Source organism: Paenibacillus agricola, from assembly GCF_011440305.1.
Classification (GTDB): Bacteria; Bacillota; Bacilli; order Paenibacillales; family NBRC-103111; genus Paenibacillus_S; species Paenibacillus_S agricola.
The window spans coordinates 312,291-332,678 of the sequence record NZ_JAAOIW010000003.1; the positions used below are offsets into that span (position 1 = coordinate 312,291).

The 20,388-nt window shown below is 45.7% G+C and carries 17 protein-coding genes; 2 read left to right on the forward strand and 15 right to left on the reverse strand.

Annotated features, from left to right (window positions below; genetic code table 11):
• Positions 1-301: 301 nt before the first annotated feature.
• The 14 genes from G9U52_RS09405 to G9U52_RS09460 all read right to left on the reverse strand — a co-directional run bounded on the left by G9U52_RS09405 (position 302) and on the right by G9U52_RS09460 (position 16,707).
• Positions 302-1,066 carry a tRNA threonylcarbamoyladenosine dehydratase gene (locus G9U52_RS09405; RefSeq protein WP_166148704.1) on the reverse strand — a complete coding sequence of 255 codons (765 nt, stop codon included), beginning with the start codon at positions 1,064-1,066 and terminating at the stop codon, positions 302-304.
• Between the two features lie 171 nt (positions 1,067-1,237).
• On the reverse strand, positions 1,238-3,016 hold the full coding sequence (gene aspS, locus G9U52_RS09410; RefSeq protein ID WP_166148706.1) for an aspartate--tRNA ligase: 1,779 nt from the start codon (positions 3,014-3,016) through the stop codon (positions 1,238-1,240).
• 85 nt (positions 3,017-3,101) lie between these two features.
• Complete coding sequence (gene hisS, locus G9U52_RS09415) at positions 3,102-4,373, reverse strand: histidine--tRNA ligase (protein WP_166148709.1); 1,272 nt, start codon at positions 4,371-4,373, stop codon at positions 3,102-3,104.
• A gap of 96 nt (positions 4,374-4,469) precedes the next feature.
• Positions 4,470-4,664 (reverse strand): hypothetical protein, encoded by a 195-nt coding sequence (locus G9U52_RS39200; protein WP_207952874.1) that lies wholly within the window; start codon positions 4,662-4,664, stop codon positions 4,470-4,472.
• Positions 4,665-4,822: 158 nt separating this feature from the next.
• Positions 4,823-6,778, reverse strand: coding sequence for an FAD-dependent oxidoreductase (locus G9U52_RS09420; protein WP_166148712.1), 1,956 nt, complete (start codon positions 6,776-6,778; stop codon positions 4,823-4,825).
• Positions 6,779-6,988: 210 nt separating this feature from the next.
• Positions 6,989-7,165: a hypothetical protein gene (locus G9U52_RS09425; RefSeq protein WP_166148715.1), complete on the reverse strand. Its 177-nt coding sequence runs from the start codon at positions 7,163-7,165 to the stop codon at positions 6,989-6,991.
• A 101-nt stretch (positions 7,166-7,266) separates the two neighbouring features.
• The gene (gene dtd / locus G9U52_RS09430) at positions 7,267-7,707 is read right to left on the reverse strand and encodes a D-aminoacyl-tRNA deacylase (protein ID WP_166148717.1); all 441 of its coding nucleotides are present in this window, start codon (positions 7,705-7,707) and stop codon (positions 7,267-7,269) included.
• A gap of 26 nt (positions 7,708-7,733) precedes the next feature.
• Positions 7,734-9,923, reverse strand: coding sequence for a RelA/SpoT family protein (locus G9U52_RS09435; protein WP_166148719.1), 2,190 nt, complete (start codon positions 9,921-9,923; stop codon positions 7,734-7,736).
• 135 nt (positions 9,924-10,058) lie between these two features.
• Positions 10,059-10,571, reverse strand: coding sequence for an adenine phosphoribosyltransferase (locus tag G9U52_RS09440; RefSeq protein ID WP_166148721.1), 513 nt, complete (start codon positions 10,569-10,571; stop codon positions 10,059-10,061).
• Positions 10,561-13,002: a single-stranded-DNA-specific exonuclease RecJ gene (gene recJ / locus G9U52_RS09445; protein WP_166148723.1), complete on the reverse strand. Its 2,442-nt coding sequence runs from the start codon at positions 13,000-13,002 to the stop codon at positions 10,561-10,563. The genes G9U52_RS09440 and recJ overlap by 11 nt, the downstream gene beginning before the upstream one ends.
• 47 nt (positions 13,003-13,049) lie before the next feature.
• Entirely contained in the window at positions 13,050-14,012 is a 963-nt protein-coding gene (locus G9U52_RS09450) for a cation diffusion facilitator family transporter (RefSeq protein ID WP_311764836.1), read from the reverse strand.
• A gap of 100 nt (positions 14,013-14,112) precedes the next feature.
• Positions 14,113-15,024: a protein translocase subunit SecF gene (secF, locus tag G9U52_RS39865; protein ID WP_311764837.1), complete on the reverse strand. Its 912-nt coding sequence runs from the start codon at positions 15,022-15,024 to the stop codon at positions 14,113-14,115.
• Entirely contained in the window at positions 15,014-16,240 is a 1,227-nt protein-coding gene (gene secD / locus G9U52_RS39870) for a protein translocase subunit SecD (protein ID WP_243767237.1), read from the reverse strand. Before secD ends, secF begins: the two co-directional genes overlap by 11 nt.
• A 113-nt stretch (positions 16,241-16,353) precedes the next feature.
• Positions 16,354-16,707: a post-transcriptional regulator gene (locus tag G9U52_RS09460; RefSeq protein ID WP_311764838.1), complete on the reverse strand. Its 354-nt coding sequence runs from the start codon at positions 16,705-16,707 to the stop codon at positions 16,354-16,356.
• Positions 16,708-16,877: 170 nt separating this feature from the next.
• Between G9U52_RS09460 and spoVB the strand changes: the two genes are divergently transcribed.
• A complete protein-coding gene (gene spoVB / locus G9U52_RS09465) occupies positions 16,878-18,443 on the forward strand; it encodes a stage V sporulation protein B (RefSeq protein ID WP_166148728.1) in 1,566 nt (521 codons plus the stop codon).
• 1 nt (position 18,444) lies between these two features.
• On the opposite strand, the gene G9U52_RS09470 is transcribed toward spoVB, so the two are convergent.
• A complete protein-coding gene (locus G9U52_RS09470; protein ID WP_166148730.1) occupies positions 18,445-19,137 on the reverse strand; it encodes a DUF421 domain-containing protein in 693 nt (230 codons plus the stop codon).
• A gap of 273 nt (positions 19,138-19,410) precedes the next feature.
• Here G9U52_RS09470 and G9U52_RS09475 point away from each other — a divergent pair, with 273 nt between their 5' ends.
• Entirely contained in the window at positions 19,411-20,382 is a 972-nt protein-coding gene (locus G9U52_RS09475) for a metal ABC transporter solute-binding protein, Zn/Mn family (RefSeq protein WP_166148732.1), read from the forward strand.
• Positions 20,383-20,388 lie beyond the last annotated feature (6 nt).

Genomic DNA, 20,388 nt, shown 5'->3' on the forward strand with positions numbered 1-20,388 from the left:
TCTGATATTGATCTTAATCCATCTTTCATGCTCGTCTAACTGATCTACCTATTAACATCGTCAAGCGCTGATTTTGGCGTGACGTAGACCCCAAAATACAAATTAATTATTCATATAAAAAAGCATAGGAATGATCTCCATTACCTTAGGAGATAACCCTATGCTTTACATTATAAGGGACAAGATTGGTGGTTGCCAAATTTAGACTCTCTGGACGGACACCCTAATTGAGCGCTTCATTTCATTCCCAAGAGTTATTTGAGGCACCTAATCGTGCAAAATGTTGGCAGAATCCCAACCGTCATACAGTCTGCTGGCCTGGATTCGCTTTTTCCAGCAGATCTTTAATAACTACACTAACAGCAATCAATCCTGCTACAGGTGGCACGAAAGCATTGCTGGCTGGTGGCTGCTGCGCCTTGCGGATCTCAGGGGCATTCTCAGGCACAATCCGCTGTGTGACGTCTTCTCGGGGCTTCATTGGCTTCTCTGTCGAGAAAACGACCTTTACACCCTTTTTGATTCCTTCTTTACGCAGCTTGGTTCTGATCACCCTTGCCAAGGGGTCCATCGAGGTTTTGGAAATATCCGCTACCTGGAACTTGGTAGGATCCATTTTGTTAGCCGCGCCCATACTTGAGATGATTGGGATATTACGCTCTAGGCATTGTTTGATCAAATGGATTTTATAGCTGATTGTATCAGAAGCGTCCAACACATAATCCAATGGATAAGCAAAAAGCTGTTCATAGGTTTCCTCTGTATAAAACATCCGGAGTGAGACGACATCACATTCCGGGTTTATTTGCAAAATCCGGTCGCGCATCAGGTCAGCCTTGGGTTGTCCTACTGTCGACATCAACGCATGAACCTGACGGTTAATATTGGTAATATCGACAACATCCTTATCAATTAGGATCAGCCGTCCTATCCCTGTGCGGGCTAGTGCTTCCGCAGCCATACCACCAACGCCACCTATGCCAAGAACCGCTACGCAGCTATTGCGCATCGTTTCCAAGCCTTCAGGGCCGATAGCCAGCTCCGTTCGTGAAAACTGGTGTAACATTATGGGTATCACCTCCGTTAAAAATTACCCTCCCAAAGCCTCCCTATGGAGGGCTTGGGAGGGCGTTGCCCTCTGGACTCCCTGAATGGATGGGCGGCAGACCAAAACCACTTCAGCTGCTTCGGCTCGATTCGCCTCGTCCCGTTGGGACCAGCTTGAACTGGATCTAACTTACTTAGTGGTCGGCTGCTTGGGAGCCAGGCGGATTGACAGCTGTTCTAGCTGTTTATCGTCTACGGTTCCTGGAGCGTCTGTCAGCAAATCAGTAGCGCTGGCAGTTTTAGGGAATGCGATGACTTCACGCAGGTTGCTGCGTTTCGCGATAAGCATGACCAGACGGTCGAAGCCAAAAGCGATGCCGCCATGTGGAGGTGTACCATATTCGAAAGCTTCCATCAGGAAGCCAAATTTCTCTTGGGCTTCTTCTTTGCTGAAACCAAGTGCCTGGAACATTTGCTCTTGAACTTCGCGTTTGTAGATACGCATGGAGCCGCCGCCAACTTCGTAGCCGTTTAAAACAAGGTCATAAGCTTGCGCCCTGATTTGGCCCGGATCTGTGTCGAAGAAATGCATATCTTCTTCGTTCGGACGGGTGAACGGATGGTGCTCGGCAACATAACGTTTGGCATCCTCATCATAACCGAGCAATGGAAAGTCCATGACCCAAGCAAATTTGAATTCGTTCTCGTTGATCAAGCCCAGGTCGCGCCCAATTTTCAAACGCAAGGCACCTAGCACATCAGCAACGACTTTTTTGGTATCTGCCGAGAATAACAGCAAATCTCCCTCTTCAGCGCCTAGACGCTCTTTTAATACGGCAAGCTCTTGCTCGGAGAAAAATTTAACGATAGGGCCTTTCATTTCGCCCTCTTTTAAAACAATCCAAGCCAGGCCTTTGGCGCCATAACGTCCGGCATAAACACCAAGCTCGTCGATTTCCTTACGGCTCCAGCTTCCACAGCCTTTGGCGTTTAATGCTTTAACTTGGCCGCCTTTTTCAACAACAGATGCGAAAACCTTCACACCTGAGCTTACGACGATATCCGATACATCCTCAAGCTCAAGTCCAAAACGCAAGTCCGGCTTATCGGAGCCGTATTTGCCCATCGCATCGGCATAGCTGATTCTTTGGAACGGACGTACAAGCTCGGTGCCAGTTGTTACTTTAATTAATTTGACGGTAAGCTCTTCCATCATCTCCAGTAATTGATCCTGCGACATGAAAGAGGTTTCGATGTCCACTTGAGTGAATTCAGGCTGGCGGTCAGAACGCAAATCTTCATCACGGAAACAGCGGGCGATTTGGTAATAACGCTCCAAGCCACTTACCATCAGCAATTGTTTGAAAATTTGTGGCGATTGTGGTAAAGCGAAAAACTCGCCTGGATGTACACGGCTTGGCACTAGATAGTCACGAGCGCCTTCCGGTGTGCTTTTAGTCAGGATAGGCGTTTCGATTTCAAGGAAATCATTTTCATCTAAGAAATCACGAAATACTTTGGCTGCCTTGGAACGAAGCATTAGCGTGCGCTGCATTTCTGGACGGCGAAGATCCAGATAACGATATTTTAAACGTAAAGACTCGTCAATCTCAATGCCGTCCTCGATGAAAAACGGCGGGTTTTTGGCAGCATTTAAAACTTCAATTTGCGTAACTTGAATTTCAATTTCTCCTGTTTTCAGGTTTGCATTAACCGTAGCTGCATCTCTTTCCACTACTTTGCCGCTTACAGCCAGCACAAATTCATTGCGGGCACGGTCAGCGATCGTCAAGGCTTCACCCGAAAAATCGGGGTTAAATACGGTTTGTACCAAGCCGCTGCGGTCCCGTAAATCGATAAACAATACGCCGCCTAAATCACGTCTTCTTTGAACCCAGCCGTTAAGAACAACGGTCTCTCCTACATTTGCTTTTGTTAATGATCCACAATGATGTGTTTTTAATAACATGGTTCCATCTACCTCCAAAGGTTACTTGCAATTTTCTAGCCTCTTGTTTGCGTTTAATGCTTCATGTTTTCTAATTCACCGTTACCTATATTTTTTCCAGCATCCCTGTGACCAATTGCTCTAACAACATCGTCTGTTGCTCGCCATTCGCCATGGATTTTACTGTGATTTCGCCGCGCGACAGCTCGTCATCACCAAGTATGGCGACAAATGTTGCCTTGTAGCGGTCAGCCGACTTCATCTGCGCCTTGATTTTGCGGCCCAGGTAATCCTTCTCCGCCTTCACGCCAGCCAAACGAAGCAACTGTAGCTGCTTCGTCACTTCCTTCTCTGCTGCCTCGCCTAAGCCAATCAAATACACATCAAGCAGCTTCTCGGACGGAAGTTCGACATTTTGCGCCTGCAGGATCAGCAGCGTACGCTCCAAGCCAAGACCTAGCCCAACTCCCGGCTGGTCGTTGTTGCCCCCAGCAATCTGCCCTACGAGGCCATTGTAGCGCCCACCACCGCCAATCGTGTCAATAGCGCCGATTCCTGCCGCTTTATACTCAAAGGCTGTGTGCGTGTAATAATCCAGTCCACGGACTAAACGAGGATTTATTTGGAATGGAATATTCATGGCGCGAAGATGCTCTTGGACTGCGGCAAAATGCACGGTACATTCTTCATCCAAATATTCCAAAATCGTTGGAGCGCCTTCACCCAACTTTTGGTCTTTCTTACAGTCCAAAATACGCATGGGATTACGGTCAAAACGGGATTGACAGTCCGAGCATAATTGGTCTTTAACTGGAGTAAAAAATTCCTTGAGCTTCTGCTTGTAAATATCACGGCAAGCGGGAGTTCCCACCGAGTTGATATCAACAGTTACATTTTGGATGCCCAGCTCACTGTAAAAGGTATAGCCAAGTGCAATGACCTCTGCATCGATACTCGGGTCGACCGAGCCAAAGGCCTCAATACCGAATTGGTGAAACTGGCGATACCTCCCGGCCTGTGGCTGTTCATAACGGAACATAGGTCCGATATAAAACAATTTGCTGATGTCTGGCTCGCCATATATTTTGTTTTCTACATAGGCACGAACAACGCCAGCTGTTCCTTCGGGCCTTAAGCTAAAGCTAAGTGGCTTATTTCGGTCACCTTTGGCTTCGAAGGTATACATTTCCTTTTCTACGATATCGGTTGTTTCGCCGACACCACGCTGGAATAGCTCCGTATTCTCGAAAATGGGTGTGCGAATTTCACGATAATTAAATCTTTTACATAGCTCACGTGCTTTGGCTTCTACATACTGCCATTTTTCGATTTCTCCAGGAAGTAAATCCTGTGTCCCCTTTGGCTTTTGAATGCTCATATCCTAACTCCTTCCTGTTGTGAGGGATGAACGGAAATCAAAAAAGCCCCCGCCCCCGACATTAATTGTCAGGGACGAGAGACTTAGGTTACGAAGTCATCCCGCGGTACCACCCACGATTTGCAAATGAATTTCACAGCTCATGTACCGATTGCATAACCGGTAAAGCTTTGTACATTCAATTGCACACTCAAATGCGGTTAACGCCCGCCTACGCAAATCGGCTACTGCACGGCTAACTAGCCTGTGGTTCCCCGCTTGTCCTCCGGGAGGTCTGTTCGTTCGTTTCACATAAAGAAGCTTTCAGCTTGAGCTTCTCTCTCTGGGTATGCGCTTATCACGAAGTACTTGATCCCATCAACGGAATGATAATCCAGTTCAATAACCATTATTGTAATAGCGAAATTTAGCAAAGTCAAGTAAATAAGATGTTTTTGCACGTATTTTTATTATTTTGCCGCTTTTATTTGCTTATATACATCATGGATCAGCATGTACGTATCGCCATTATTTAATTCCTGTTTATTGGCTATGCCGTCTAATGTCTGCTTACTCAAAAATCCTTTAGCCTGCAGGACGCTGAGTGCATTCGCTGGAGTTGCATCCTGCTTTAACAAGGAAGCAATCATCTGGGCGGCTAGATCGAGCGTAATCGGCGATTTTGCAGGTTCATTGGCCTTCGCAATGACTGTTAAAGCACTGCCTGCCATGGCAGCAGGCTTGAACTTGCGCATGCCCTCCAAAATATTGGCCATACGCTGCTGATTTGAGACTTTGTCGAGATCAAATTCATTTCTATAGCCACCGCCTGCAAGCCCAAGGCTAACAGCTGTTTTTAAGCCTTCATACGCTTTATGCTCCATAAAGGCAGATGCTTTAATTGTATATGGTTGTAAATCCATGCCTTGTTTATTCAACATCGCCTGAAGCTTGGCTATCGCTTCCTTGGAAGCGGATAATTCGCGGAAACTTAGGTTTTGCTCAATAGCTATCTTAACCGATGCCCCTGCTGCCTCACCCTCTGCCATGCCAACCGGCACTACCCGCGCGCTTCCGTGAGGCAATGTATCATAGCTGGCAGCCCTGCCCACTACTAGCAAGCCATCCACCTTAAGCGGCACAATGCTGCGGTAAGGCACGGCATATTTCTCGGGGTCAATTACAACTGCACCATTATCACGTGGGCTTGTCCGTTGGATATCAACGGGGTAGCCACCAAAAGCGATGCGGTCCCACTGATCCCGATTTTCAAGCAAATCAACAACGGATAAGCGGTATTCACCTTGCATATGGCGGGATTCACGAACATAGAGCTCAGGAGCGATTCCTGCTAATTCAACGCCTTCAAATTCAGGGTACACCTCTTTTAAATAGGCCAGCACATGCGGAAGCTCATCCTGGGCGATTTGAAGTGCTTCCTGGCGTGACTTAGGGTTGAAGGGATCGACACCAAATATTTGTAAAGCGTTAACGAGCATCGTATTATCATTTTGCCGTCCACCGTTTAATCCTCGCATTTTCACCCGCTCTTTATTCACAGCCGGGTAATCCTGCATTTTAGTTAAACCCCACAGGCTCATTTCATTAATTCCGTAAGAGCCTGCGCCTTTATCCTCAGCTTGGATAGGCGCCGCAAAGCTTGCCCAACGTTCAGGAGTAATATTGTTTAACCTGAACACAGCAGTGACTGCCATCCGGCTTTTCGGATCGGCAAGATCCTCACGTCCGATTGTAAACGGAACCCCGGCTGCCGCTGCAATATCGCCATCCTGGGTAGCATCAATTACAGCTTTACCCTGTATGGTTTGTTTAGTGCCATCGGCTTTGGTCACTATAACACCCGCCACACGGGGTAGCCCACCTGTCGATTTGCTCATTTGCGGTTCAATCTTTTGGGTTTTCAGCAGTAAATCGATATTTTTTTCCTTGCTTACCATATCCGCAAACACATTCGCTGCCGTAATCACATCGAAGGAATCCCCTTCAATGCGGTTGTACCATTCGCTGAATATTCCTTTGTTCATAATATCATTGTTGGATAAAAGCCCTTTGCTAGGCTCATAGTTCATGTCCAAGCTATTCAACCAACCTATCGTCATTAACCCTCCCAGAATTTCACGATCCTGGCCGTCCACTAATAGCGTTTGGAGTCCATTGCGTGATGCCGAGATAGCGGCTGCGAGCCCCTCTGGATCCGTCCCTACTACAATCACATCATAGCTATCTTTAATTTTTGGGCTCACATTTACTTGCGTCAATTGCTGCGGCTCCTTAAGCCCGCCATGGATCGACTTCTTCATGGCATACAAATAAGTACCTGCTCCTATAACAGCGACAAGCAATATTGCAAATACGACAAGCATCCAGCCTCGTGCATTTCCTGTTGAATAACCCGTGTTCCCCATTTCACACCTCGTAAATATCATTTTTATAAACTTCTTCTATGTAGTCTGCACCTGTTAAATACGCGCAAAATGCCGAAAGGTTGCAAAAACTAGCTCAAGTGTACCATAGCTCAAGGCCAGACAAAAGAAAAAACCGCAAGGATAGCCTGCGGCATTTGCTTATTTTTCTTTGGAACAACGGAATATAAACAGTAAATTGTCGAAGTCTCTTTAACGGTATGTCCTTCGGGGCTGCTGCTTCATCTGCTCCTGAACGGAGGAAAAATCGGAAGTAAATTCGTTGCCGTTTATTGAAGCAGCCAGCATGCCCGTCGATTCCCTTTTGCTGCAGGACAGCAGCTGTTGATCAGCACGATAAACGAAGTTTTGGTTGATAGATTTACGCATAGGGAATAAGCTCCTTGTTGTAATAGCCAAGCAAGCTACTTCACTCGCAGGCTGATAGAGCTTATTTTATCCAAATCCATATGGATTTATGCGGCAAACCGTTAGTGGCTATCGATGATCAACGTGACAGGGCCATCATTGATTAGCGATACATCCATCATGGCACCAAACACGCCAGCCTCCACCTTTAAGCCATGCCCTCGAAGAAACTCATTGAATTGCTCATATAAAGGCAGCGCCTGCTCAGGACGTGCTGCCGCCATAAAATTGGGGCGTTTTCCTTTGCGGCAATCGCCATAAAGCGTAAATTGCGACACCGACAGGACAGCCCCTGCTGTTTCAAGAATGGACAAATTCATTTTGCCAGTCTCGTCCTCGAAAATACGCAGCCCTGCTATTTTGTCAGCGGCATAACGGGCATCTTGCTCGGTATCCTCATGAGTCACACCTACTAGCAGCACCAAGCCCCGCGAGATTTCGGCTACCGTGATCCCCTCTACATCAACACGAGCTTGCTTGCTCCGCTGGACAACAACACGCACTTTACACACCTCAATCTTTATTTACTTTACGTCTGCATAATCCGCTGTACCGAATAAATATCCCGAATTCGCTTAATTTTCTCCACTACCGATTGCAGATGCTCGATATTACGGATTAAAATCGACATGTGGATAACAGCCATCTTGTTTTTGTCCGAACGGCCCGACACTGCTGAAATAATCGTTTTGCTTTCTGAAACAGCTTGCAGCACCTCATTTAACAATCCAAGGCGGTCATGACCCGCAATCTCAATTTCAACATTATAGTTAGCTTCTACCGAATCCACCCATTCCACATCAATCAAGCGATTGCCTTCCTCACCGCCATCAACCGCTGGAATATTCGTACAATCATCACGATGGACGGAAACGCCTCTCCCACGGGTAACATAACCAACAATATCATCACCTGGCACTGGGTTACAGCAACGAGCAAAACGTACAAGCAGGTTATCTACACCTTTGACACGGACACCGTGAGTTGGGCGGCTTTTCTTCTCCGCAGGCCCTTTCACTTCCTTGATTTCGTTCGTAAGCTGAAGGGCTTGCTGCTGGGCTTCCTCAGCTTCCTTGCGCATCTTCTCGGTAAGCTTGGTGACAATTTGTGCAGCGGTAATTCCACTAAAGCCAACAGCAGAGAACATATCTTCAATCTCATGGAAGTTAAATTTCTTGGCAGCCTCCATAAGCTCATTTTCCTTCATTAAGGTAGGTGGATCGATCCCCAGCCGTTTTAACTCACGCTCGATTAATTCCTTGCCCTTAACTACATTTTCTTCGCGTTTTTCCTTCTTGAACCATTGCCGTATTTTACTGCGGGCATGTGAGGATTGCGCCAGCTTGATCCAGTCCTGGCTTGGTCCATAAGAATGCTTGGAGGTCAAAATTTCAATAATATCGCCTGTTTTCAAGCGGTAATCCAATGGGACGATTCGGCTGTTTACCTTAGCTCCAATGGTGCGATTGCCAATCTCTGTGTGGATTCGGTAAGCAAAATCAAGCGGAACCGAGCCAGCAGGCAGCTCAATAACCTCGCCTTTAGGCGTAAATACAAATACAAGATCGGAGAAAAAATCCATCTTTAAAGACTCAACAAATTCCGATGCATCCTCAGTATCGTTTTGCAGCTCTAATATTTCGCGGAACCAGCTCATTTTATCCTCGAAGCTGCCAGATGGCACTACGCTGCCTTCTTTGTAAGCCCAATGCGCAGCAACCCCGTATTCTGAGGTTTTATGCATTTCGACTGTGCGAATTTGAACTTCAAGAGGCTCGCCCTTGGGGCCAATTACCGTAGTATGCAACGATTGGTACATATTCGATTTGGGCATAGCAATATAATCCTTAAACCGTCCTGGCATAGGCTTCCAGAGGGTGTGGATGATACCTAGTGTAGCGTAGCAATCTTTAATATTATCCACAATAATCCGAAGCGCCAGCAGATCATAGATTTCGTTAAATTGTTTATTGCGTGCGGTCATTTTTTTGTAAATGCTATAAATATGCTTGGGGCGCCCCGAAATATCCGGTTCAATCCCCATTTCCGACAGCTTATCGCTAACATTCGTAATAACATCTTCAATATATTGCTCCCGCTCAACCCGCTTTTTCTGCATTAAATTTACGATCCGGTAATACTGCTGGGGATTTAAATAACGAAGTGCGATATCTTCCATTTCCCATTTAATGGCGGAAATTCCGAGCCGGTTAGCAATAGGGCAAAAGATTTCTAAGGTCTCGTCAGCAATTCGCCGTTGAGCTTCCTCGGATTGAAATTTCAATGTACGCATATTGTGCAGGCGGTCTGCCAATTTGATCAAAATAACACGGATATCCTGGGCCATCGCTACAAACATTTTACGGTAATTTTCGTTTTGATGCTCTTCCTTGCTTTTAAATTTAATTTTCTCCAGCTTGGTTAAGCCATCCACTAGCATGGCACAGGTTTTTCCAAATTTCTCGTTAACGATCTCCAAGGAAACCGTTGTATCCTCAACAACATCGTGAAGCAGCGCGGCGATGATTGAAGTCGAATCCATTTGCATATTAACCAAAATATCAGCAACGGCCAGTGGATGCAAAATATAAGGCTCCCCCGATTTGCGGACTTGCCCCGAATGGGCCTGCTCTGCGAATTCGTAAGCTTCCCTAATACGCTTCAAATCATGTTCTTTTATAAAAGCCGACGCCTTCTCAAGAAGCTGCTCAATCTCCACGTTTTATCCATTCCCTTAATTCGATTTTAGTCCATTATGCATTTTTCTGAGGGGATACGTCAATATATTTGCGCCAATTCGACATTATATGTCGAAAAAGCGCAATTCGGATAGACGGCTGCTCATAAAAAGCGACTAATAAGTAACTAACGAGATGATATCAATAGATCCCAGCTTGTCACGTCCGCGGAGCTCCAGCAGCTCAATTAAAAAGGTAGCTCCGACTACTTCTCCACCTAATTGCTCGATCAAATTAATCGAGGTTGCTATCGTGCCACCTGTAGCTAGCAGGTCGTCAGCAATCAGTACCTTTTGTCCTAGCTTAATCGCGTCCTTATGCATCGCCAGCTTGTCTTTACCATATTCAAGTGCATAATCAGCTTCGATCGTTTCACCCGGTAGCTTGCCACTTTTGCGAATCGGTATAAACCCTACCCCCAGCGCGTAGGCCAGTGGAGCACCAATCACAAAGCCCCTGGCCTCAGGACCCGCGATACAATCAATTTCAACTTCCTTTAGACGACGTGCCATTTCGTTGATCGCTTCTTTATAAACAGCACCATTTTGCAGCAGGGTGGTAATATCCTTAAAGCTGATTCCTGGTACAGGGAAATCATTAATTTCACGTATATACGATTTAAAATCCATTTTGCTCCTCCAATAATAAGTTCGATTGTTTGTTGCTAAGTAGCCATTGAAGTAGTTCATGGGCGCTGGAGTAGAGCAGGGTTTGCTCCGCTTCTACACTTTTTAGCCGGCTTTGATAGAGCTGAGAAAGGGTTAAATCCTTCTTATCTGGATTATTTACCAGCTTATAGCCGATTTCAGTGCGGGCAACTAGGCCCAGCTCGTTAAACACTTGGAGCATGAACTGAATCAGATTCGGAGAAAGGCCCGAGCGTTTAGACAGCTCCTCAGTAAAAGAGGCTGTAGGCATGCCAGCCGGAGCTTGTTTGTGTACAGCCCCATATACCGTTTTAAACATGTCCCGCGTGGGCAAGGCACCTTCAGAGCTCTTATTGCTTTGGAATATCGCATAGATGCGTTGTAGCGCCTTAGCGCCCCTTATCGCTTCGCCCAGTAGGAAGATGTCGGGAGGAAGATCGTATAGGATGACATCGGTAATCAGATCTGGGCTTTGGGTACGCGCAAGTATATTAGCAGGGCTGAAAATGTTTCCTTTTCCCTGGTTCATCGTCCATATGGGAAACTGTTTTTCATACTTCTTCAGCATTTTCGCATCAGGTGTCTCGAAAATGAAAATCGCCGCCCTCGCTTCGGCTCCTGAGCTTGGGGCACTCAGGCGCTCGGATAACTCGCTAAGCTTGAGCTCAATTTTGGCGGCTCCCCGCCAATCGAATAATTGAGTGTGTATGATCCGCATATCCTGAATCATCACTTGGGGCTTTCGGACACCATTCCACTCATTAATGGAAAGCTCCCCTAGCACATCTAATGAAGCCGTAGACGATATCCAAGGCATCATCGCGCTTTTATTAAAGCCTACCGCATCCAAAGTAGCAGCGCTCTCTTCCTTGCTTGTCCGCAATGTAATTTTGATATGTTGCTGCTCTTTGCCTATCGTGCGAAGCTCCTTGCAGATGGAGTCAGCTATAACCACTTTGGGCATGGGATTCCCCATCCCAAATGGACCTAGGAGCTCCAATTGCTGCACGGTAGTAACCGCAATTTCCTCAAGCGTGCATACCAAGTCCACCTGCATAATAGGGGTGAAATCCTCTAAGCTAAGCCATTCCTCAGCAAGTAGGTTTAACCGTCGTTCAAGCTCAGGCAAATGCTCCCTTGCCAATGTCATTCCAGCCGCCGCTTGGTGGCCTCCATAATGATCCAGCAAATCCTGGCAATGGGTTAGAGCTTGGAATAGATCAAAACCAACAATCGAGCGGGCAGACCCTTTGGCTAGGCCTGTTTCTTTATCGATGCTTAAAACTAAGGTAGGTCGGTAAAACCGGTCTACTAGCTTGGAGGCAACAATACCTACAACCCCAACATTCCAATCCTCTTCAGCCAACACAAGGATACGCTTCATTGGCTCAGGTTTGCTCTGATCTACTAGGGCGAGCGCTTGCTTCGTCATTTCATCGACAATTCGCTGACGCTCTTTATTTAACAGATCCATCTCTAAAGCTAGACGGCTCGCTTCCTGGTCATCATCGGTTGTCAGCAGTTGCACCGCTGCATCCGCACTCTCCAGCCGTCCGCTCGCATTGATGCGGGGCGCCAATGCGAAGCCGATATGAGTAGCGTTCACATCCAGCATATTGATCCCTGCAACCTGAAACAGGGCTTTGATTCCAGGATTAGCAGAGCTGCGCATCCGCTTTATACCTTGCTTAACGATCATCCGATTCTCGTCTAGCAGGGGCATCAAATCGGCAACGGTTCCAATTGCCGCAAATTCCAGCAGCTCCTCAGGCCAACGACCCAGCATCGCCTGAGCCAGCTTGAAGGCTACGCCTACGCCTGCTAATTGTTTGAAGGGATAGCCACAACCTGGTTGCTTAGGATTAATAATAATACAGGCTTCCGGTAGCCTCTCAGGCGGCTCATGGTGATCGGTCACGATCACATCAAGACCAAGCTTCACTGCGTGAGCGATCTCCTCTACAGCACTGATCCCAGTATCTACAGTAATAATAAGCTGGATACCTTGCTCATGCGCCAGATCCATAGCTTTAAGGTTTAAACCGTAGCCCTCATGAACACGGTGAGGGATGTAATAATCGAAGGAAGCATTCAATTGGGTTAATAAATGAACCATAAGGGTAGTGCTGCTGACTCCATCGGCATCGTAATCGCCGTAAATCCTTATTTTTTGGCGTTGTTCCAAAGCCAAGCGTATACGTGCTACAGCTTCACCCATTCCATCCAACAGGAACGGATCATGATTGGAGTCCGTTGTCTCTTGCAGGAATGCATTCACCTCAGTTATATCAGTCATTCCACGGGCGATTAGCAATCGGGCAAGCAACGGATCTACACTAAGCTCTTGGATGAGCTTATTGACTTGGACTTCATCCGCTTCGCTTATGTTCCATCTTGCTCTTGAGTGAAGCATGGACTACCTCCTAAAAGTTTTGCGTAGCAAAACTGGCTCCGTAAGCATTAATGTAACATGGATGGGAAGGTTTCATGTTCCGGATCCACGTTGTTTTTATAAGGATAACCGGCATCATATGGATGAACATGGATACTTACATCGGATACATGAATATGTCTTTTCATCAAAATTTGTTTCACGGTTTTCGCAATATCATTGCCTTCCAGTACGCTAATACGCGGGTTTACGCTAATTTTAATATCTACGACCACATAATGTCCGTGCTCTCTTGCCTTTAAATGATCGACAGCTATGACTCCTTTAACAACCTGCACGGTACGAAGTAAATCTGCCACATCCTCATCATGCAGCACACGGTCAAAGGTTTGATGGATCGACTCCATGACTAATCGGTATCCCATATTAACAACAAGCATCGAAACAATAAAGCCAGCCAATGGATCTAACATATACATAGCTATATTTCCCAGGTAATTACCAAGCAATGCTCCAGAAACACCAAGTAAAACGATAAAGGATGATAAAATTCCTTTACGGTGCTCTCTCGCACTAGACATCATCATTTGGCTGGATAATTTTTTGCCCAAATAATATTTATATTGAAACATCGCTTCTTTAATTAAAATAGAAATCGTTATAGCTATAAGTGCAAAGGCTTTCGGAGGAGAATCGACCCCATAATAAATGGCCTTCAGCGATGAAATCCCAGCCTCAATACCTACAATCAGCAACACTATCGACACGATAATAGCCGCAATCGATTCGGCTTTACCATGTGTATTGGGAGGATGTTCATCGGGTTGATGCTTAGTGGCACGATTGCCTATTAAAACTGCAAATGAGCTTCCGGCTACCGAAAGTGAATACAGGGCATCAGCAATCAATGCTTTGCTTCCAGAAAGGTAACCAAATAAACCTTTTAAGGCTGCCAGAAAGATATTGCCGACAATGCCAATCCAATAAGCAAACTCCGTTTTATGAAAACGTTCCTCTGTCAAAAGAGCCACTCCCTAAAAATTGATAGAAAAGCCGCGGAACCGTAGGGAAGCCACCGAATAATAACTGCAAAACTTTTTTCGGATGTTCCTTTGTTCACGCGGCCGGCTATTATTCTTTTACTACATTTGCCCTTGTTTTAGAACTTAAGGACTTGTTTTTCAGTAAATACCACAACGGGCTTGCGATACAAATCGAAGAGTACGCTCCTGAAGCCAAGCCGATAATTTTGGCAAGTGCAAACAGTTTAATCGATTCACTACCAAAAATGAACAAGCATCCCGCTGCAAGCAATACGGTTAATACCGTGTATATATTCCTTGCCATCGTCTGCCAAATACTATTATTCAACAAATTCGATAAATCGTCGCTTGTTTTAACTTTGGAGAAACGCAGATTTTCGCGGACACGGTCAAAAATAACGATTTTATCATTGATCGAATACCCTATAGTCGTCAACACCGCCGCGAGGAATGGAAGGTTGACTTCGAAACGGAATATCGCAAACATCGCAATAACGACTAAAGCATCATGCAAGATAGCAATAATCGCCGCTACGGCAAAACGCCATTCAAACCGCAAGCTTACATAAATACAAATAAATACACACGAAATAGCTACAGCATAAATCGCCTTGAGACCTAGTTCGACAGCAATATCAGGAGATACGGTGTTCACTTCTTGGGAAACCTGGGCTCCAAAGGTCGCTGCCATGGTTGTATTGATTTTTTTGATTTGCTCCTCTGTCAGGATCGCATCATACCTAGCAGAAATATGGTCATTATTTCCACCGATCGACACTATGGCCGGCTTAAGATCAATACTCGCAAAAATTTCTTCAGCTTTTTCCTTGGTAACCGTTTGGCCTACCCCAATATCCAGTCCTGTTCCCGCCTTGAAGTCAACACCAAAATTCATGCTAAATAAGGCAATTACGATAATTCCGATCATTAATAGAGAAGCAGAAGCGGCGAAAAATTTATTGCGGTGCTTCATAAAATCAAAATGTTGTCTATAGTCCACGGATTTCCGCCTCCTTTACGCCATAGTAAGAAGGTTTTTTAAACTTATTACTTTTAATTAACAAGAACAATAACATCCTTGAGAAGAAAATATTCGTTACAACACTAAGTATAATACTCATGATTGTTGTAAGTGCAAACCCACGGATGGCTCCATTACCCACTGTGTAAAGCACAGCAGCAGCAATAAGGTTTGTAATGTTCGCGTCCATAATCGTTCTAAACGAATGCTTAGAGCCCGACTTTAGTGAGGACATCAAGCTTTTTCCGCTCCGTATTTCTTCCTTGAGGCGTTCGTAAGTAATGATATTCGCATCAACCGCCATCCCGATCCCAAGCACGAAGGCAGCGATTCCTGGAAGCGTCAGTGTTGCATTCATCCAGTCAAAGACGACCAGCAGCAACCAGGAATAGGTGATGATGGAGATTGCAGCTACAAAACCAGGCAAACGATAGAAAATCACCATAAATAGAAGGATCAGAATCGATCCAATCAATCCGGCTCGCACCGTTTGGTCCAAGGATGATTTCCCGAGTGATGCTCCAACGACCTGTGTATATTTCTCGGTCAGCTTAAGCGGCAAAGCTCCTAAATTAATCGTCGAAGCTAATTCCTTAGCCTCTTCAAACGTATAATTACCAGAGATTGTTGCATTTCCGTCACTGATAATACTATTAACTGTAGGTGCGGACAGCTGGCGCTCATCCAAATAGATGGCAAGCGGCTTACCAACTAGCTTCTCTGTTACTTTTCTGAATTTCTCAGGATCCTTGACTTTAATATTGATTTGCGGTCGGTTCGACTGGTCGAAGCCTACCTGCGCCCCATTCTCAACAAAGTCACTACCCAGCATTTCCTTGACCCCATCGGGTCCGCGGAACGTTAGCTCGGCCGTTTTTTTGATAGCATTCCGAACCTCTTCTTCATTTTTAACGTCAGCCAAGCGCACGCGGATTCGGTCTTTTCCCTCCGTCGTTACTTCAGGCTCAGAAATCCCCTGTTCATCTGCCCGTTTGGCCAGACTGTTGGCCGTTTCCTTAAGTGATTCTGGCGTTACCGGCTTTCCAACCTCAATAGGCTCAGCAACGTACAGGATTTCAAAACCACCCTGCAGATCCAATCCAAGCTTAACTTTTGAAACTAAGCTTGGGCTTGTCCAAGCGATAAGTGCAAAGGTAACAAGCACTACCGCCACAAAAATTGCAATCCGTTTCATATCAATTAATTGCTCCTTCCAATCTCAATATTCCTATTATACTCACCTGCTAAAATCGAGTCAATTTGACTATTTACGCCAATACTCGAAAAAGCATAAAAAAATAACCCCTTCTAAGCGAAAGGGTTGCCTTTATATATACTCATTGTCATCCAGTTCATAAACTTCGTCACCTTTAGTGATAATATGTCGTTTACAATCTGATGCAGAGCCGGCATTCCTGTTTTTTTGTACTTATCACTTACACATTCCCAAATTTCTTCCCCCGTAACCTGCTCGTAACCAATCATTCTGAACTCTTCTGCTTTGCTGGTACATATATTTTCGATAAGCCCATTTAGCTCCTCCTCAGTTAGTGGAGGGGATTCAGCTTCTTCCTCTGTTAAAGGACTATCCAAAGATTCACGTACCATCTGCTCAACTGCTAGCTGCTCCATAAAGCTACCCTTGGTTTCATCCTGTTCCATCCTCAAAACCTCCTGCCTTGAAGCATCGCTCATGTCCTACATATATAGATATATTCGCTGCATAAAGTTTTTTTCCTCCCGAGCTTTCAGGATTAGCTAAATAATGTGCATGCGCTGGGACAGGTCTTGCATATCCATGGTAGTAGACTTGGGAGGAAGAAGGAATCGATGTGACGAAACAATCGTTTATGAAGGGCACGCTCATTCTACTCGCTGCCGGAATTATTAACCGCATCCTTGGCTTCATTCCCAGAATTACACTCCCCCGCTTAATTGGAGCTGAGGGGGTTGGCCTCTATCAAATGGGTTATCCCTTTATGATTGTGATCCTAACCCTTATTACCGGAGGCATCCCTATCGCTGTTGCCAAACTGGTAGCTGAGGCTGAGGTTGAAAACAATGAAAGCCGAACCCGGCATATTCTCCATCTGGCTATGGGTTTCACTTTTGCAATCAGTATTCTCTTTACTATTATAAGCCTTGTTGGGGCGCACTGGATTTCGAACCATCTGTTGACCGATGCCCGAGTGTACTACACCTTCCTATGTATGACCCCTATTATCGTGCTTGTAGGGATTGGATCGATATTCCGCGGTTATTTCCAGGGCAAGCAGAACATGATCCCGACCGCCATGTCACAGGTGGTAGAAACGCTGGTGCGCATTTTTACAGTATTGTCCTTTGCCTATATGATGTTACCCTATGGAATCGAATACGCAGCGGCAGGAGCTATGGCAGGTGTGATGGTAGGTGAAGCCTGTGCGCTGCTCGTGCTTTATATCCATTACCTGCGAAGCCGCAAAAGTACCGCTACCTTACTCAAAGCCACAATCGGAACGAATGCCCTGGTAGGTCGCCTAGCTCATCTGAAACAGCTCTTGACATTATCGATCCCGATTACCGGGAGCAAGCTAGTGGGCTCTTGCTCGTATTTTCTGGAATCGATTCTTATTATTCGCAGCTTGGCAGCGGCAGGAGTGGCCACCAAGCTTGCAACCGCCCAATACGGCATCCTGCAAGGCATGATTATACCTATCCTGCTGCTTCCCAGCGCTTTGACCTATTCCCTGTCAGTTTCGCTCATTCCTTCTTTATCTGAAGCAGCAGCGCTGAACGATATGAAAACAATCCACGCGCGGCTTCACCAATCATTAAAGCTTGCTTTAGTGACGGGAGCTCCGTTTGTAATGATTATGTTCGTGCTTGCTGAGCCGCTATGCCAATTAGTGTATGGGCAGAGCCAGATTTCCCCGATGCTAAAGATGATGGCGCCAGTCGCCCTGTTCATCTATTTCCAAGCACCTTTACAGGCAAGCCTGCAAGCCTTAAACCACCCGGGCGCTGCCCTCAAAAATACATTAGCAGGCTCCATCATTAAGCTAGCGCTTATATTCTGGCTGGCCAGCCAGCCGCAATTTGGCATTTTAGGAGCCGTTATGGCGATTAATGTGAACATTATGCTAGTTACCGTTCTGCACTGGCATAGCGTCGTCAAGCTGCTTGGCTTTCGGATGCAGCTGATTGACTTTGCCAAGGTGGGGCTAGCGATGCTAATTTCAGGTTGGGCCAGCCATTTAATCATGTACACCCATTGGCTAGATAATGAAACGATCCGTTTTGTGGCTTCAGGCTTGGTTGGAATTGCCCTGTATATTTACTGCTCGCTTCTATTCAGGATCGTTAACCGCAATGATTTAATGCGCGTATTGTTGTTAGGGCGTAAGCTTATCAAATAATTTATTTTTTGCGCCGGTCAATATACCATCTCCCTCGGTAATCATAGGTGCAAAAAAAGATTTCCTTAAAATCCTTAATCCCTTGCAATTGGAGCTCGTTTTTAAGCCAAAAACGGGTTTTCCCGATTTTCTCCAAGCCCTCATCCTGCACCTTGCCATCCATAATTAAGGGCATGGGCAAGCCTTCATAACGATAAGGACTCTGGTCATCCGCTGATCTAGAGAAAGCTTCTGAGGTTCCAGCCGAATTTCCTTGTTTCTCAACAACCGTCAGCTTGCCCGAAGGCTCCAGAATCGCGAATTCAACATTGCTCACATCCATCACCTTGCTTTGGCGTAGCTGCAGCAGCAGGTCATCAAGATTGTAGCGCTGGCGTTTCATTTCCTCACGGTTAAGGTTGCCATTTTCAATAATAAACGAAGGCTTGCCTTCAAAAAGTCGGCGCAGCTTTTCAAATTTCAACGATAATAAAGCGATAACCAACTGGATAGCTACCAAGGTGAACATCGGCAGTAAACCTTCCATGATGGGTTTTTGGATATCCTCTACAACGAATACAGCAATCTCCGCAATTAAAATCCAAATCACCAAATCAAATACCGACAGCTTGCCAATTTCCCTCTTCCCCATAATTCGCATCGTCACAAATATAAGGAAATAGACGATAATGGTACGAGCAAATAGTATCCACATTTTCCATGGCCCTCCTGTGCATATTCCTACCTATTTTGACCTGCGGCCCTGATCACCATACTCAAACGGGTTTGCGAATTGTTGCCATTTCGCCTACATTTGTTGCTCTAGGGAAAGTATTTGTCGCTAATGAAAATAATTGTTGCAAGGAAAACAGTTTTGTTATAGGATAATACTTATATAAATGATCCGCTCGGATCTCTTTTTTTGCCCCATATGTTTCCCATGGTAAAAACAATTGTATGAAGAAAACATTAAGGAGAGAATACACAAATGAAGCTTACGAATCCCAAACAAGCAAATCACGGCTTAAAAATGCTGATCTTGGTTATCACTCTTATATGTGTAATGTCTGTAGCCAGTGCATGTGCAACAACCAGCTCGATAAGTACCATCGCAAATAGCACTAATAAAATTAAGGTTACGGCTACGATTGGCATGATTACCGACGTGGTTAAGCAGGTTGGCGGAGACCATGTTGAAGTGACTGGCTTGATGAAGCCAGGTGTAGACCCCCATTTGTATAAAGCTTCCCAAGGGGATATTCAAAAGCTAGACAAAGCGGACGTTATTTTTTACAGCGGCCTCCATCTTGAAGGCAAAATGGCGGATATTTTAGAAAAAATGGGCGAAAAGAAAACCTCAGTTGCAGTCTCGGACCATATAGACCGGGCAAAGCTCAGGTCGGGAGCTGAAATGTCTACGGAATACGATCCGCATATTTGGTTTGATGTCCGGCACTGGATGAAAGCAACGGAGTCGATCCGCGATACTTTAGCCAAGCAAGATCCGGCGCATGCCCAGGATTATCAGAAAAATGCAGCAGCCTACTTATTGCAATTGGAAGCTCTCCATAAAGAGGTTGTTGAAAAAATGAGCTCTATACCTCAGCAAAGCCGCGTGTTGGTTACTGCTCATGATGCTTTTGGCTACTTCGGGGACGCCTATGGCGTTAAAGTGATGGGGCTACAAGGAATGAGTACCGCTTCCGAAGCGGGCACCAAGGATGTGACGGATTTACGCGATTTTTTGGTTAATAATAAAATAAAAGCAGTTTTTATAGAATCCAGTGTCCCTCGCAAAGCCATTGATGCAGTCATTCAAGGAGCCAAAGAAAAAGGCCATGACCTAAAAATCGGCGGCGAGCTCTTCTCCGACGCGATGGGTGAAGACGGAACGCCGGAAGGCACTTATATCGGCATGGTTCGCCACAATGTAGATACCATCGTCAAAGCCTTACAATAAAAGATT

Excerpts from the sequence above, each read along its gene's own strand:
- G9U52_RS09425 (WP_166148715.1), bottom strand. The coding sequence starts at position 7,165 with ATGCGTAAATCTATCAACCAAAACTTCGTTTATCGTGCTGATCAACAG.
- G9U52_RS09440 (WP_166148721.1), bottom strand. The coding sequence starts at position 10,571 with ATGGATTTTAAATCGTATATACGTGAAATTAATGATTTCCCTGTACCA.
- G9U52_RS09475 (WP_166148732.1), top strand. The coding sequence starts at position 19,411 with ATGAAGCTTACGAATCCCAAACAAGCAAATCACGGCTTAAAAATGCTG.
- hisS (WP_166148709.1), bottom strand. The coding sequence starts at position 4,373 with ATGAGCATTCAAAAGCCAAAGGGGACACAGGATTTACTTCCTGGAGAA.
- G9U52_RS09405 (WP_166148704.1), bottom strand. The coding sequence starts at position 1,066 with ATGTTACACCAGTTTTCACGAACGGAGCTGGCTATCGGCCCTGAAGGC.
- G9U52_RS09420 (WP_166148712.1), bottom strand. The coding sequence starts at position 6,778 with ATGGGGAACACGGGTTATTCAACAGGAAATGCACGAGGCTGGATGCTT.
- aspS (WP_166148706.1), bottom strand. The coding sequence starts at position 3,016 with ATGTTATTAAAAACACATCATTGTGGATCATTAACAAAAGCAAATGTA.
- recJ (WP_166148723.1), bottom strand. The coding sequence starts at position 13,002 with ATGCTTCACTCAAGAGCAAGATGGAACATAAGCGAAGCGGATGAAGTC.
- secD (WP_243767237.1), bottom strand. The coding sequence starts at position 16,240 with ATGAAACGGATTGCAATTTTTGTGGCGGTAGTGCTTGTTACCTTTGCA.
- G9U52_RS09470 (WP_166148730.1), bottom strand. The coding sequence starts at position 19,137 with ATGTGGATACTATTTGCTCGTACCATTATCGTCTATTTCCTTATATTT.
- G9U52_RS09460 (WP_311764838.1), bottom strand. The coding sequence starts at position 16,707 with ATGGAACAGGATGAAACCAAGGGTAGCTTTATGGAGCAGCTAGCAGTT.